The organism is Streptomyces sp. NPDC091371 (genome assembly GCF_040684275.1).
In the GTDB taxonomy this organism is placed as follows: Bacteria; Actinomycetota; Actinomycetes; order Streptomycetales; family Streptomycetaceae; genus Streptomyces.
The window spans coordinates 79864-94260 of the sequence record NZ_JBFBFP010000025.1 but is presented as its reverse complement, the minus strand read 5'-3'; the positions used below and the strand labels follow the sequence as shown (position 1 = coordinate 94260).

The following is a 14397-nucleotide window of genomic DNA, read 5'->3' as shown; positions in this document are numbered from 1 at the left end:
AGATATGGGCACCTGGGATATCGGCCCCTTCGACAACGACACCGCCGCCGACTCCGGGGGTGATCTGGACGAGGCAGCGCGGGAAGAACGCGAACCCGTGATCCGCGGCGTGCTCGTACGCGCCGCCAGCCCCGCGGACTTCCTCGGTATCTACGACGGCGAGCGGGCAGTGGCCGCAGCTGCCCTGGTCGTCGCCCAGCATCCTGACGCCGAGCCGGCGTGTTTGAACTATGGCCCATCAGAGCCGCTACCGGAGTTGCCCGCAGACCTTCGAATGCTCGCCGTCGACGCCCTGGACCAAGTGGTCTCCGACCGGTCTGAACTCGCCGAGCTGTGGGCCGAAGCTGCGAACTGGTCGCAGTGGCGTCAGGAGATCACCCGCCTACGCGACGTTCTTGACCCTCCGATCCCGCCACAAGAGGAAGCCCTCTTCGCGATCTAATCGGTTTCCCACAGTCACGGACCACCGTAGTTGAGCCAGAACCCTTCAAGCGACGGTGTTTGTCCACGGGTTCGGGAGGCAGCCGCGGGTCGGCCGTACCGCGAATGTTCAGGTTCCCCGCCCTGCGGTGACGCGGACCGGGCCCCTTCAGTCCAGGAAGTACGGGAGCACGGCGAGGGCGGCGCCGCCGACCAGCAGGGGCAACCCGAAGAGGGTGAGGAAGCCGGCGGTGAGCGCGGTGCTCTTGGCCGACAGTTCGAAGGAGTGCTCCCCGGGGCTCTTGGGGTCGTAGACGACGCGGGTCACCGGGCCCAGGTTGTTGCCCCGGGCCCGGTGTTGGACGCCGTCGGCGCTGGTGTACGTGTACCAGGACGCCCCGTCCTTGCCTCTGTTGGTGAAGTGGGCCGGCACGGTGATCCCGCGCCGCCTCAGTGTGAGGTGCACCTGCGTCAGGAGCACCGCGTTGAACTGCAGGGTCGCTCCGAGAACGAGTGGGATCACCGCGACGAGCGGGAGGATGATCGCCCCGGCTTCGTTTACGACGTTGACGCCGATCGTGTTGCCGACGTAGGCCAGGAGGACTGCGAGCAGGATCGCGCGCACCCGGTCGAACGGCTTCCTCGTCTTTTCCGGCTCCGCTGGTGGCGTCAGCGGGGTGACCGTGACGCGGGCGCTGCCCGCGGGGTCGCGCCGCTCGGGGAGGGCGGCGGTCAGGGCGGTCACGAAGGAGGCGGCGGCCGTTGGGTTGCCGCCGTGCACACGGTGCACACGGTGCACGGTGCCGTCGGTGAGTACGATCTCGACGTGGTGGCCCCCGCCGGTCCGGGCCTCCTGGACCACCGCGAGCGGGATCTCGGTGGGGGCGCGGGGGTCGACGAGCCGGAGACCGCCGCCTTCGAGCACGGTCTCGGCACCGTCGCCGCCGACCAGTATCTGCGCGGAAATCATCGTGTTCGCCCCCTGTTGGCACTGCGGCGCCGTCCGTCGTCGCGTCACCGGAAAGCTACCGCGCGGAGCTACCGAGTACCCGTTCCGGGTCCGCGCGGCCGGGAACCCGGCCGCGCGCCCGTTCAGGAGGGCCACTTCACGCGGGCGGACTGCCTGCTGATGTCCCAGGCCTCGCCGATCCGGGCGTAGTTGGCGCCCTGGTGGCCGGCCACCTTCGCGGCGGCGGCCCGCTTCTCGAACGGCGGCCACACACTCACCGCCACCCTCCCCACCACCCCCGCCCCGGACGACGGCCAGCGCCGACCGCAGAAGTGAGGCTGCGGGCTCGATCGCCGACGCGGTTCTGGGCGGGCTGCTGCTCGGGGTGTTCCCGGACCGGCCTCGCGTCGGGGTGCCGCCCGTTCTCATGAACATCGGCTCCGGCCCGATCTGGGCGCCTCCCCGCTGGCGTACCGGTCTTCACTCGGAGGTTCCTGAGCCCGCGCCGGACCCGGGCGGGAGTGAGTCTGTGCGGTTCCGCCGGGCGTTCCCAGGGGCGGCGGAGGTCCCGGGCGAAGGTGCGGGCGAGGCGGAGCTGGGCCCGACTCCCCGGTGCTTGTCGGGCGTGCCCTGATCATTTCCGGACTGGCAGCGGCCGAGGCTGTTTCCCCGTGTACGGGCAGGGGGTCCCCGCTCAGGTCCCTACTGACCGCCAGTTGCGCGCCCCGGGCGGTGGGCTCCGCGCACGCGGGGTCAGGTGAGCTACGCTCCCTGTCCGCTGTGCGTGATCGTCGTTCCCTCTGTGGCGTCGCGACGGCAGACTGTGCAGGTGAATTCTGATCTCTACCCTGACCTGGCGGCTGCGGGCAGCCTTGCCGCCGCGCTGGAACAGCTGGCGGCCGACCTCGGTGTCGATCTCACGGTGGTCCCCGGCGACTGGGGGCCGCTCGTTTCGGCCGGCATCGCTTCGTCGGTTCCTGGGCGCAAACCGCTGTCCGTCCACCTCGGGGCGGAAAGCCGCTGGTTTGGTGTCTCGGGCTGGAGCCGGGGGGTCGAGCTCGTCACCGGAGCTACGCCTGACCTGGCGGATGTCGTCAGGGCTGGTGCGGGGTGGGGAAAGGGCAGGAGCCTGCGGGAGCTGCGCGCGGAGCTGCCGTTTCTGCACTCCAGTGAGCGTGCCGTGGCCCACGAGCATGGGCCGGCCGCAGTGGTGGAACTGCAGTGGCGCCTGATGCGGGAACAGGCGGACGAGGCGCCGGATTGCCCTGAGTTCGGCGAACTCGTGGAAGCGGCTCATGCCGAGCCGAGGTTGCGGCAGCTCTATGTGTTCTCCAGCCACTGGACGCTCGGCTTCAGCTCCTGCACTGGGTTCCCGTTCAAGAATGAGGTGGCCATCGCCCCGTCTTTTGATGGCAGCCCGTACCGCGTGCTGAAGCATCCGCACGCCGACGTCATCGGGGAGGTCGCCACGGCCGAGGAGGCTGTTGCCCTGGCGGTGGCGCACCTCCCCGCGGGTCTCGGACCGGCCGTAGAGGGAACCGCCGCCGAATGAGACCCGTGGCGCGCGGCGGCAGTGAGCCCAGCGCGTGATCCCGGACAACCTCTCCGCTCACCAGGGCGCCACGATCCGAGCCTGGCGAAGAAGCAACTCGAACCATCCCAGCTGGTGCCGTTCCGCGTGGGCGACGAGTGTGACAGCGGCCAGTCCGAACTCCCCGCGGGCGGCCACAGAATCCACGCGGCGTGATCTATCCGCGTCCCCGTTCACCCCACCAAGGGAGGATCGGCGGGAGTCTCCGAGGCCGCCGTGGGAGGGCCGCTTCGGCATCCGGGAGTCGCCGTCGTCTCCGTCCCAGCGGCGGGCGTACTGATCCGGCAGACTTCCCCACCCCCAGTACGGAGCCGGACGGCGTGGATCCGCGCCCAGCTCTTCCAGGGGGTCGATCCGCTTCTCCGCCACCGTGCACAGGTGGGTCCAGCTGTCGCCCATGTCGAAGACGTAGGCGAACTGCTCGCCGGCTTCCAGCCTGCTCAGCGTGGTCGCCCGGCCGTCGATCGTGCCGTCGGGCGCTTCCCCGTCCCACCACTCCAGCGGGCTGACACCGGTTCCGTCGACCAGCGTGAACATGTGCAAGTGAGCCATGTCCCAGCGGCCGAACGCCGCATCGATGGACTCTGCGAGCTGCTCGAAGGAATGGGAACGCGCGGCAGCGAGCACACGCCCGGGCCGCGGCCAGAAGTCCGTACCTCGACCGGAGACCAGCTCCACACGGATCGACAACCACGTACGCGCCACGCCCAGGTACCTTCCCCACTCCGGTCACCACTGCCAATCCACCTCGGATAGTTACCTTCAATTGGGGAGTCAAACCGGCCGTCAGCGGGGAACTCCCGGCGGCCGCCGACAGACGTGGGCCACGCTGATACTGCGGTGCTTGCATGGCCTTGTTCACGAGCCCCGACAGTGAGTGCTCAGCTTTCGGGAGGTTCATGCATGATGACGGCATGAACCATGGCGACCAGCGCTTCCACGTCATCGTGCTGTCGAACTTCGCGAAGGGCTTCGACAAGTACGCGTTCGCTTACGGCAAGGCGGGGATTCCGGAAAGTACCTATCCCGACCGGTTCCACCTGCTGACCCGTGCGGAGTTGGGAATCGGCATCGGCAAGGCGCGACGCTTGCTGGACCGTCTGGCCATTCCCGGTGACCGGCTGCTGGTGCTGGAAACCATGGTGGACCCCGACAAGCTGGTGCCCAACGTGACGACCGGCCTCGGCATGGAACTGCACGAGGTCCGCATCCGCTTGTCAGCGGTCCACGAGCTCGACCACGTAGGCGACGAGTTCACTCTGCGCCCGACAACCGTCGAGGATGCGATGGCGGCCTCCCTGAACCTGCACGGATCGGCACAGCGTCGCTACGCCGACACACGACCGCGCTCGGTGTCGCTTCTGCCGGTCGCCTCCGCCTGCCAAGCCCGGTGTTCGTTCTGCTTCTCCTCGGCTTCGATATCCAGCGACCAAGCGCCGGCACGGGTCCCGTGGGACGCGGTCGCCCACTGGCTGGAACGCGCACATGCGGCGGGTGCCGAGCGTGCAGTGATCACCGGCGGCGGGGAGCCCACGCTCATACCGTTCGAACAGCAGCTGCGACTCGTGTCCGCCTGCTCGGCGGCCTTCCCGAAGGTCGTCCTCATCACCAACGCGCACAACCTGGCGAAAGGCGAGCACGCCGACCGGGCCGGCCGCCTCGCAGCCCTGAGCGCCGCGGGCCTGAGCGTGCTGGCGGTCTCCCGGCACCATCAGGACGACGCCGTCAGCGAGAGGCTGATGATGCTGCGCACGCCGGTGAGCTCTGTGATCGACACCTGGCGCGTGGAACGCGACCGCTGGCCGGGGCTGCGAATGAGGCTGATCTGCGTGCTCCAGCACGGCGGCGTCGCCGACGCGGCCGGGGTCGCCGACTACCTTTCGTGGGCCGCGGCTCTCGGTGTCGAGGAAGTCTGCTTCAAAGAGCTCTACGTATCCACCAGCACCGAGTCGCTCTACTTCGACCGCGCCGCCAACGTCTGGAGCCGAGAGCACCAGGTTTCGCTGTCCATCGTCACCCGGTTCGCCGAGCAGCACGGCTTCGAACTGGCGAGTCGCCTGCCCTGGGGCGCGCCGGTCTACGACGGCAGCTGGGACGGACGGCCGATGCGGATCGCCGCCTACACCGAGCCCAGCCTGCTCTGGGAACGCACCAGCGGGATCGCACGCAGCTGGAACGTCCTGGCTGACGGACGCTGCTACGCCTCCCTGGAAGACCGGGCCAGCGAGATCGTGCCGGAAGGCGTAGTGGCATGAGGTTCGAGGAGTTCCAGGAATTCCGGCAGCGGCACCTCAGTGCTTCCTCTCCGCTTCTGGACGCCGCCGAGACCAACGTGTACCGGGCGCTCGCTCCGATGCGACCGGCACCGCCGACCGACATGCGTACGGTGCACCGGTGCGATCTCGCCCGTGCCTGGCTGCGGCGCTTCGAGCTTCCGGAGGAGTGGTCCGGCCAAGCCATGGTCTGTCGGGGGGTCCGGCACGGGCTCGGTGTGGTGTTCCACTGGCTGCACGCCGTGCAAGCGCGGTTGTGGCTGCCCCGCGACGTGTACCCGGTCTACTTCGAGCTGGCCCGCGCCGCGGGCCTGGCGCCCGCGTCCTACCCGACGCTACCGGAGCCGGCCCTGCCGAGGTCGCCGGCGGACCACCGGCCCGAATACCTGCTGCTCGCCAACCCCAGCAAGCCTCTCGGCCGATACCTGTCCGATGCCGAGTGCGACGCGCTGATTTCGTGGTTGAGCGAATCGCCGCGTCGCCGCCTGCTGATCGACAGCGTCTACGACCTGGGAGCCCCGTTCGCTGCCGGCACACGGCGATTGCTGGACACCGGTCGTGCGGTCCTGCTGCATTCGGTCACCAAGGGATGGCTGTGGCCCCGCACGTTCGGCGTGGTCCTGCTGGGTCCGGCGCAGGCCGAACTGGCCGAAGCGTTCCGGGCGGATCCGCCGGCGTCGGAACAGCTGAGGCTCGCCGACCGTCTGCTGACCGAGCACAGCGACGTGCCCCGGCAGGTCGTCGACGAACTGGCCGCACGGGCTGAGCGGCTGTTCGAACGGCTGCCGGACGACGTCCTCGGGGCGATTCCCACGGCGAGCCGGACTTGTCCCGGCAACTACTTCTTCCCGGTTGAAATCCCGGCGGAGACGCTCCAACGCGAGTGCGGCGTGCTCGCCATGCCGGTCAGCGTATTCGGGGAGAGCAGCTGGTCCGGCTCCATCCTGACCAGCCTCGCCGACGCTTTCGGCCCTACGGCGGCGGTGGCACGATGAAAGCCCCGGGAGCCCGTTACGGGGCGGTCACGTGGGTGGCTGCGGTGAACACTTTTCAGGTCGGCCAGTTGACCTGCCCGCTCTTGACTTGGAGTGCATCCGGAACCTCGGCTTCATAGAACCTGAGGGAACCGATCCCGACTGCGCTATCCCCGGGCAGGTTCGATTCGTGAGTCCTTGCGGCCAGCCAGCACAGTAGCTCGCCGACCTTCTCGAACTCGTCCGGGTGTATCTCCTGTCGGGACGTCAGCGACCAGCCCTTCCGGGGCAGGTCCGCGGCACTGGCCAGTTCCGAGCAGAGCAGGCCCCCTACCCGCCATGCCGCGCCTTGCCCGGCCAGCAGTGGGTAGGGTTCGTCCTCAATCTCAGGGTTCCCCGATTCGTCCGTCACTACGAACGGGAACTCGGTGACGATGGACAGGCACTCTGGTTGGGGTCCGATGCCCAGGTGCCAGCGCAGCTCGGCGAGTTCCTGTTCGGAGAGCTCGTCCCTCAGGTCAACGGCAATCATCAACTCGTAAATGTCACTCACGTACTGAACCCTACGACTGGCCACCGACAAGGCGAGGGGTCTGGTGCAGGTTCGGGTGGGTGACAGGTTCGTTCACGCGGCTTGGAAGGCAGTGTGCTCAACCGCCCCGCCGGGGGTGATCCCAGCGGTGCGTTCTTCGGCGAGGCGTCGCGTTGTAGGCAAGGCGCCGGGACGTGGTCAGTTGTACTCCATACCGAAGTATGGGTTGGGTTCGCCTGTGTAGGGGTCTATGCCGGAGTCCCAGCGTCGTTGTTCCTCGCGCCAGTGGAGGAAGTGTGGAGTGGGCTCTCCCCATAGGGACGCGTCGCTGAGTGGGCACTTGTCGAAGCCCTTGGTGAACAGGCGCCGGATGAACTCCGCCATTCCGAAGTTGTAGATCTTCCAGTGGGGTCGGCCGTGCCGTTCCCAGACGATGACCGGCCACTTGTCGGGATCGTCGTCGATGGTCAGCCAACCCAGGATGTCGGCTCCGCAGCTCACGCCCCATGCAATGATCGCTTCGGGACCGGCATCAACGCCGTCCAGGCCGCCTTCGTCCGCCCATATTTGCCGGATGGTAGCAGTCTCGCCCGACATGCTCCCGAGTTCCTGACCGTAGGTCGGCTGCGTGGCCGCTTCGGGAGTAAGGATGCCGAACGCGTCGTCGATGCCTCCGGCTCCGTAGGTGGCCATGAAGGCGATGTAGTCGGAGGGGAAGCCGACTGCCCAGGCCCGTCGCATCGCGTCCCAGTCCACCTGCTCATCGGCGCCGTCATGTGGCGGCATTACCGCGATGAGTGCGGTGAGAGCTGTTTCTTCAGATGGCATGTCCCCTCCAGCGCCGTGTTCGTCGGATACAAGGTATCCGGCACTGCCGACATCGCCTTTTGGGGGTGCGTGGAAGTCAGCCGAGGACTTCGGTGACGGCGGACTGTGCACGCGGCGGGCCCTCTTTGGACTGCCGCAGATAGATCGGGACGGTGCGTTCGCCACCGTGGCCCTGCACCCGAAGCCGATGCCGTTGCCGTTGCCGTTGCCGTGAGGGTCGGCGACCAACTTGGCAGCAAATCTGTGGCGGTACTCCACGCTGCCACACCCGCACCTGTCAGACGATCTACGCCCCGCACTGCCACCTCACCGAGCACGCCCGGCGTCAGACCGTCCGGATCCGGTCCCGCACCTCCGGCCGCACCTCGAACCCGGCCGCCTTGTACGTGGCGACGCCGCCGACATTGGAACTCGGCGTGCACACACGCACGCTCGACGAGCCCATCTCCCGCAGCGCGGCTGCCCCGGCCACGGTGATCGCCCGGCCGTAGCCGCGACGACGGTGGTCCTCGTGGACGCCCATCGGCTCGACCAGCCCCGGCTTCCCCGGGCCGGCCGACCACACCGTCACCACCGCCGCCACGCTGCCCTGGTCGTCATAGGCGCCCAGGCAGCGGGCGTCGGCGTAGAACGGTCCCGCCGACATCGCCGGCCAGTACTCGCGCGTAGGCCGCGAGGTGTTGAACGCCGACCGCAGGACGTCTGCGAAGTCCTGCGCCTGCTCCGGGCCGATCGACTCGATCCGCACGCCGGGTTCCTCCACCGGCTCGGTGAGGTCGCGGAAGAGCGGCGTCCACGGCTCGTCGACGCCCCAGCCCTCCTTGCTCAGCAGGTCGTGGAGCAGCAGGCCCAGCGGGGCCTCGATGGACACCGCTCCCTCCGGCAGCACGCCGCGCTCAGGCAGCGAGAAGTCCTCGACGAGCTGCCGCGCCAAGTCCTCATCCTGGAAGGCGTCCGGAGCGACCGTCATCCGCACCAGCGTCGGCGAGTCGAGCATCCCGACCGCGAGAATCCGCCCGTCCCGACTCCAGGTCCGGACCACCGCGGCCGTCTCGGCCGTTCCGAACCGGTAGTTCCAGCCGATGTCCCCGGAATGCAACTGCATCGGCGCTGCGTCGTACTGCCACTCCCGCAGCGCGGCCATGGCCTCGCGTACCCCGTCGACAGTCGGCGTACCCAGCACAATCGTCATAGCCGGGATCAGACACTCCGTCCCGAAGGCCCGCAACCAAATAACCGGGCCGTCCGCTGCTCGCACAGCGGCCCGACCAAGGGCTTCCGCCATGCGCCGGAGCGTGCGGGCGCAACCCGAGATGGCGGGGCTCATTGCAGCCCCTATGCCGCGGCACCGCCCGACGAGCCAGGCATGAGGCCCTTGAGAGCGAGCTGGGCGCCGCGATAGAAGCCGAGGAGACAGATCACCCCGAAGGACAAAGCCAGCCAGCGCCAGGCACTGTCGAAGTGGTTGATGATCACAACGATGCCTACAACCTGCAAGGCTCCGCCCAGCACATTGCCCAGCAGTCGCATGGCCAATCTGACTCTCACGCTCGCCCCACCCGACAAGTCCTACCAGCAACGCCAATGACGCTGGAACAGTAGACGATCAACTCTCTGACTCGGAGGGCGGGCTGCCGGGTACGCGGGCTGACCATCTGACCCTGGGCACGAGTCCCGTGTGCGGTGAGCTGGTTCACCCGCGGCGCCGGCACCAGCGCCAGGCCAAGGAGCTCGAGGCCCAACGGCGTGGCCTGGTGCAGCACCGTACCCCCGCGACGGACTTGGTGATGAGGTGGGCATTGCGAAGTACGGTGGCGTGCTGGCGTGCTGCTCCCGCAAAGACGGCCGGGCGCGTCCAGGCCTGGGCGCACGCCCTGCAACGGCCCGTTCCTCGCCGCGTTCCGTTCAGCGGTGCAGCCGCTTGGTCCAGTCCTGCGGTACGCGGTCGGCCGGCCCCGGGGCCGGCTGCTCGGCCGGGTGGCCGTGGGGCGGAGTCAGCTCGGGCCCGGACTCGTACAGGGCGTCGGTGTCGAAGTTCCAGAACCATTCCTCGCCCGGTTCGAAGCTCTGCACCAGGGGGTGGCCGGTGGACTTCCAGTGAGCTGTGGCGTGTTGAGCGGGGGACGAGTCGCAGCAGCCGACGTGGCCGCACTGGGCGCAGCGTCGCAGGTGGAACCACCAGCCGCCCACCGCGTCGCACTCGGCGCAGCCGGCGCCGCTGGGCGGGACGCTCGGGTCGATTCCTTCGAGGTCGGTCATGTCGGCTCCTCGGCGGTTTCCGCAGCGGTGGAGGTCTCTTGTTGCGGGACGGTCAGCGGCAGCAGCACCCGGAAGCGGGTGTCGCCCGGGGCGGACTCGACCTCGAGGCTGCCGTGGTGCTTGTTGACGACGATCCGCCAGGAGATGTCGAGGCCGAGGCCGGTGCCCTCGCCGACCGGCTTGGTGGTGAAGAAGGGGTCGAAGATGCGGCTGCGGATGTCCGCGGGGACGCCGGGTCCGGTGTCGCGGAACTCCACCAGCAGCCGATCCCCCTCGCGTGCCGTGCGGACGGTCAGCGTGCCGTCGCGGCCGGTGCTCCCGATGGCGGAGACGGCGTTGTCGATGAGGTTGGTCCACACCTGGTTGAGCTCCGCCGGATAGGCGGGCACGTCGGGCACGGAGCGGTCGTAGGCCTTGACCACCCGCACCCGGGGGCCGATCTTGCCGGACAGCATCAACAGGGTGCTGTCGAGGAGTTCGTGGACATCGACGACGCGATGCGGGGCGCGGTCGAGCTGCGAGTACTGCTTGGCCGCGTCCACGAGGTGGGAGATGCGGGCGGTGGAGTCGTCGATCTCGTCCATCAGCAGCTCGGTCTCGACCGTGTAGTTGAGCCAGCCGATGGCCGCAGGCAGGATGTCCTCGGCCACGGTCGCCGCTACGTGCTCCAGCCAGTCCGTGTCCAGACCGGCCTGTACGAAGGTCGGCGCGATCCGCCAGCCCTCCGGAATGCCGTGGTCGTCGAGCCAGTCGGCGAGCTCGTCCTCCCGGTCGGACGCCTCCAGGGGACTGAGCGCCGTCGCCTTGGCGACGCGTTCGACGGTGCGCTCCTGGATCTCGATGAGGTCGGTGATCGCCTCGCGGGAGTACTGCCCCTGGGAGATGTGGGCCAGCTTGTGCCGCATCTTGCCGACCCGTTCACGCAGAGTCGCCGTGGCCCGGACGGCCGCTGCGGCCGGGTTGTTGAGCTCGTGGGTGAGACCGGCGGACAACGACCCCAGCGCCAGCAGCCGTTCACGCTGTCCGATGGCCCGCTGTGTCTTCTTCGAACCGAAGAACAGGCCCTCCAGCAGGTGGGCGGCCATCGGGAACCATTCCCGCATGATGTCCGCGAACGACTGCGCGGGCAGTACGAAGAACCGCGTCGGCTCGGTCACCCGCATCGAGTTGTTGTACGTCTGCGGCACGCGGTCGCCGAGGTAGGCCTGCATGGCTCCCGCGTACACGCCGCGCTGCGAGGTGCGGCTCACTTCGACGTCGTCGCCGCCGACCCGGCGGGAGAGGACGACGGTGCCCTCGATCATCACGTAGAAACAAGTGGCGGGGTCGCCCTCCGTGTAGACCGGGCCGGCCTCGAACCGCTCCACCTGCCCCTCGCGGCACAACCACCCGAGCTGTTCCGGGGAGAGCTTCTCGAACAGGAACAGAGAGGCGATCTCCTGCGGGCTGCACGGCCAGGCCTGCCCGCCCGGCCCGGTCTGCCCGGCCTGCCCGCTCATGACTGCTCCAGGTACCGGTGGACGAGCATCACGGCCATGGCTCCCTCTCCGACGGCGGACGCGACGCGCTTCGCGGACTGGGCGCGCGCGTCGCCCGCCACGAACACGCCGGGGATGTTGGTCTCCAGGTGGTAGGGCGGCCGGTCCAGTTCCCACTCGGCCGGCGGCCGCCCGTCCGGCGTGAGGTCCGGCCCGGCCAGGATGAAGCCGTGCTCGTCGCGCAGCACCGTACCGTCGAGCCAGTCGGTCCGCGGGGCCGCGCCGATGAAGACGAACATCCACTGGCAGTCCACGAGTTCGGTCGTACCGCTGTCCACGTCCCGCAGCGTCAGCTGCTCCAGATGCCCGTCACCATGCGCCGCCTCGACGACGGTGCGGGTCCGCACCGTGATGTTCGGCGCCTCCTCGATCTGCTGGATCAGGTAGTACGACATCGATGTCGTCAGGGACTCCCCGCGCACCAGCAGCGTCACCGACTTCGCGCCCCGCGCCAGGTACATCGCCGCCTGCCCGGCGGAGTTGGCGCCGCCCACGATGTACACGTCATGGCCCTGGCAGGAGGAGGCCTCGGTGAGCGAGGAGCCGTAGTACACCCCGCAGCCGGTCAAGTCCTCGCAGCCCGGGGCCTGGAGCTGCCGGTACGACACACCCGTCGCCAGGATGACGCTCTGTGCGGCGATCGCCGAGCCGTCGGAGAAGCGGACGACGCGCGCCGCGCCGTTGACCTCCAGCCCCGTGACCTCGCGCGCGGTGAGGATCTCGGCGCCGAACCGGCCGGCCTGGCGGCGGGCGCGTTCCGTGAGCTGCGCGCCCGACACGCCGTCCGGGAAGCCGAGGTAGTTCTCGATGCGCGAGCTCTGCCCGGCCTGCCCGCCGGTCGCCGACCGCTCGACCAGTACGGTCCGCAGCCCCTCGGAGGCCCCGTACACCGCCGCGCCGAGCCCGGCCGGGCCGCCGCCGATCACGACGAGGTCGTAGAAGTCGGCGGTCGGCGTCGTCGCGAGCCCGACGCGGGCGGCCAGTTCGGGCGCATCCGGTTCGGTCAGTACGGTGCCCTCCGGTGTGATCACCACGGGCAGCCGCTGTCCGTCTGCCCCGGCTGCCTCCAGCAGCCGCCGCCCCTCGGGCTCGTCGGAGGAGTACCAGCGGTACGGCACCTGGTTGCGGGCGAGGAACTCCCGTACGTACGAGGAGCGCGCCGACCAGCGGTGCCCGACCACCTTGGTGGCGGGTACCGGCCGGTAATCGCTGGCGCGCCAGGCCGCGAGCAGATCGTCCACGACGGGGTAGAGCTTCTCCTCCGGCGGGTCCCACGGCTTGAGCAGGTAGTGGTCGAGGTCGACGACGTTGATCGCGTCGATGGCCGCGTTGGTGTCGGCGTACGCGGTCAGCAGCACGCGCCGCGCGCCCGGGTACACCTGCAGCGCCCGTTCGAGGAACTCGATGCCATTCATCTGCGGCATGCGGTAGTCGGCCAGGATCACCGCGACGAGGTCGCCCCGCAGCTTCAGCTCGCGCAGTGCCTCCAGCGCGGACTCGCCGGACTCGGCGCGCACGATCCGGTAGCCGGCGCCGTAGCGACGCCGCAGATCACGCGCGACGGCACGGGAGACTCCCGGGTCGTCGTCCACCGTCAGGATGACGGTCCGCCCTGCATCGGCGGCCTGTGCCATACGTCTCCACCCCAAGCGCTCTGGGCGGCCGGCAGCGGGAGCCGTCCGCGCCGGTTCCCGCCCATCGTATGTTCGATGGTCCGGCAACGCTCCAGGACAGCGCGGATCGTGCACTCCGGGTATGTGTGCAGTCGCTGTCGGTCAGCGCTTTCCCGTGCCGTACGGCGTTCGCGGCGTACGGCACGGAGCCGGCCCTCCGATGCCGATCGGGAAGGGACAGCGCCATGGGACACGGACACGGACAGGCAGAGGCAGCGGACATCATCGCCGAACTGACGGCCGACCACTGCGAGGTGGCCGGACTGTTCGACAGGATCGAGCACACCATGGCCGTAGACTCGCGCGGCATGGAAGAGATGTTCGAGCTGGGAACCATCAGTTGCCCGTCCGGCACCCTGGTGCTCATTGACGGTGGTTACCTGGGGCTGTGGAGCGGAGACCGGTCGCCGGCGGACGTCGATCCGGCTTCCTTGGGCATTGAAGACGCTGCAATGGCCGCTGACGTCACGGGCGCCATTGACTTCGTGGTCACCGGGCCGGACGCTTCCGTAGCCGTTCGCAGCTTTGACCGGCAGCCAGGCTCCAGGCTCCATGACATCCCGGCCTCAAGAGCCTCCGAATTGGAGGCGACTTTCGATGGACACTGCCGATCTGCCGGCCTTGACGCCCGGCTGGAGGCCCTGCCGGTTCGCGAGGCACATGCCCACAGGGCCCGTCGGACAGCGGAGGAGGGCGGTGGTAGCTTCTTGATGTTCGGGGTGTCCGTCGTTGCAGTAGGCGGCGTACCCCGAAGTCGGCACCTGCCCGTGCTGGCGACACGAGTCGACCACGGCGACGGTGTCGGGGAACGCTGGTCCGAGATCTCGATCCGGATGAACGAGGGCCAGGCGACCTCATCGGTCTCCTTGGGTGACATCGGCGTGGACTGGGCACGCGTGCTTTTCGGCGATGTCGACGCCTTGAATATCTGGCAGCACGATGAGCCGGTGGACGGCTTGGCCGATGTGGCGTTCTGGGGGGCCGCGGCAGACGAAGCGGCCGCAACGTTTGCCGCACCCGAACTGGGCGAGCTCGGCGAGGAGGGTGTTCGCGGGTGGACCGGCCTGCCCGTCTCGGAGGCGACGGACAGAGCACGGGCTCTGTCGAGATGGAAAGACGAGACCGGACGGCGCATGGCGGTGGACTTCCGGCCGCACTCCCATCACTGGCAGATCATGCGCGAGGTACGTGCTTCGCACGTCGAGGCCGGGTCCGTGGAACTCGGTGATGCCCGCGTGCTGTGCGCAATGACGAGCTGCGGCGACGGCTTCTTCCCGGTGATCGCCGATCTGGATTCGTCGGGTGGCCTCCTCACCGTGCGAGTGTGCTTCTCCGATGCGCCCTGAACAGCCAGCACAGG

Annotated in this window: 15 protein-coding genes; 5 read left to right on the top strand and 10 right to left on the bottom strand. The window is 68.9% G+C overall.

The window, feature by feature from the left end; genetic code table 11:
- Positions 1-4: 4 nt before the first annotated feature.
- Positions 5-442 carry a DUF4259 domain-containing protein gene (locus AB0O21_RS25245; RefSeq protein ID WP_365174206.1) on the top strand — a complete coding sequence of 146 codons (438 nt, stop codon included), beginning with the start codon at positions 5-7 and terminating at the stop codon, positions 440-442.
- 147 nt (positions 443-589) lie between these two features.
- Here the strand turns inward: AB0O21_RS25245 and AB0O21_RS25240 are convergent, their stop codons facing one another.
- Both AB0O21_RS25240 and AB0O21_RS25235 read right to left on the bottom strand, forming a co-directional pair.
- A complete protein-coding gene (locus tag AB0O21_RS25240) occupies positions 590-1390 on the bottom strand; it encodes a hypothetical protein (RefSeq protein WP_365174203.1) in 801 nt (266 codons plus the stop codon).
- Between the two features lie 122 nt (positions 1391-1512).
- Positions 1513-1647 carry a hypothetical protein gene (locus AB0O21_RS25235; RefSeq protein ID WP_365174202.1) on the bottom strand — a complete coding sequence of 45 codons (135 nt, stop codon included), beginning with the start codon at positions 1645-1647 and terminating at the stop codon, positions 1513-1515.
- Between the two features lie 551 nt (positions 1648-2198).
- Here AB0O21_RS25235 and AB0O21_RS25230 point away from each other — a divergent pair.
- A complete protein-coding gene (locus AB0O21_RS25230) occupies positions 2199-2921 on the top strand; it encodes a DUF6193 family natural product biosynthesis protein (RefSeq protein WP_365174200.1) in 723 nt (240 codons plus the stop codon).
- Between the two features lie 57 nt (positions 2922-2978).
- Here AB0O21_RS25230 and AB0O21_RS25225 read toward each other — a convergent pair whose 3' ends face one another.
- Positions 2979-3665, bottom strand: a complete 687-nt coding sequence (locus AB0O21_RS25225; RefSeq protein ID WP_365174197.1) for a hypothetical protein — start codon at positions 3663-3665, stop codon at positions 2979-2981.
- Between the two features lie 209 nt (positions 3666-3874).
- On the opposite strand from AB0O21_RS25225, the gene AB0O21_RS25220 reads away from it, so the two are divergent.
- Both AB0O21_RS25220 and AB0O21_RS25215 read left to right on the top strand, forming a co-directional pair.
- Complete coding sequence (locus AB0O21_RS25220) at positions 3875-5215, top strand: radical SAM protein (RefSeq protein WP_365174195.1); 1341 nt, start codon at positions 3875-3877, stop codon at positions 5213-5215.
- A complete protein-coding gene (locus AB0O21_RS25215) occupies positions 5212-6228 on the top strand; it encodes an aminotransferase class I/II-fold pyridoxal phosphate-dependent enzyme (protein ID WP_365174193.1) in 1017 nt (338 codons plus the stop codon). Before AB0O21_RS25220 ends, AB0O21_RS25215 begins: the two co-directional genes overlap by 4 nt.
- Positions 6229-6283: 55 nt before the next feature.
- On the opposite strand, the gene AB0O21_RS25210 is transcribed toward AB0O21_RS25215, so the two are convergent.
- The 7 genes from AB0O21_RS25210 to AB0O21_RS25180 all read right to left on the bottom strand — a co-directional run bounded on the left by AB0O21_RS25210 (position 6284) and on the right by AB0O21_RS25180 (position 12998).
- Entirely contained in the window at positions 6284-6760 is a 477-nt protein-coding gene (locus AB0O21_RS25210; RefSeq protein WP_365174190.1) for a hypothetical protein, read from the bottom strand.
- A 177-nt stretch (positions 6761-6937) separates the two neighbouring features.
- On the bottom strand, positions 6938-7567 hold the full coding sequence (locus AB0O21_RS25205; RefSeq protein ID WP_365174188.1) for an SMI1/KNR4 family protein: 630 nt from the start codon (positions 7565-7567) through the stop codon (positions 6938-6940).
- A gap of 325 nt (positions 7568-7892) precedes the next feature.
- Complete coding sequence (locus AB0O21_RS25200; RefSeq protein WP_365174185.1) at positions 7893-8759, bottom strand: GNAT family N-acetyltransferase; 867 nt, start codon at positions 8757-8759, stop codon at positions 7893-7895.
- A gap of 143 nt (positions 8760-8902) precedes the next feature.
- Positions 8903-9097, bottom strand: a complete 195-nt coding sequence (locus AB0O21_RS25195) for a hypothetical protein (RefSeq protein WP_365174182.1) — start codon at positions 9095-9097, stop codon at positions 8903-8905.
- Positions 9098-9472: 375 nt separating this feature from the next.
- A complete protein-coding gene (locus AB0O21_RS25190) occupies positions 9473-9826 on the bottom strand; it encodes a UBP-type zinc finger domain-containing protein (protein WP_365174179.1) in 354 nt (117 codons plus the stop codon).
- Positions 9823-11325, bottom strand: a complete 1503-nt coding sequence (locus AB0O21_RS25185; protein WP_365174177.1) for an ATP-binding protein — start codon at positions 11323-11325, stop codon at positions 9823-9825. The genes AB0O21_RS25190 and AB0O21_RS25185 overlap by 4 nt, the downstream gene beginning before the upstream one ends.
- Positions 11322-12998: an FAD-dependent oxidoreductase gene (locus tag AB0O21_RS25180; RefSeq protein WP_365174175.1), complete on the bottom strand. Its 1677-nt coding sequence runs from the start codon at positions 12996-12998 to the stop codon at positions 11322-11324. The genes AB0O21_RS25185 and AB0O21_RS25180 overlap by 4 nt, the downstream gene beginning before the upstream one ends.
- 224 nt (positions 12999-13222) lie before the next feature.
- On the opposite strand from AB0O21_RS25180, the gene AB0O21_RS25175 reads away from it, so the two are divergent.
- On the top strand, positions 13223-14383 hold the full coding sequence (locus AB0O21_RS25175; RefSeq protein ID WP_365174172.1) for a hypothetical protein: 1161 nt from the start codon (positions 13223-13225) through the stop codon (positions 14381-14383).
- Positions 14384-14397 lie beyond the last annotated feature (14 nt).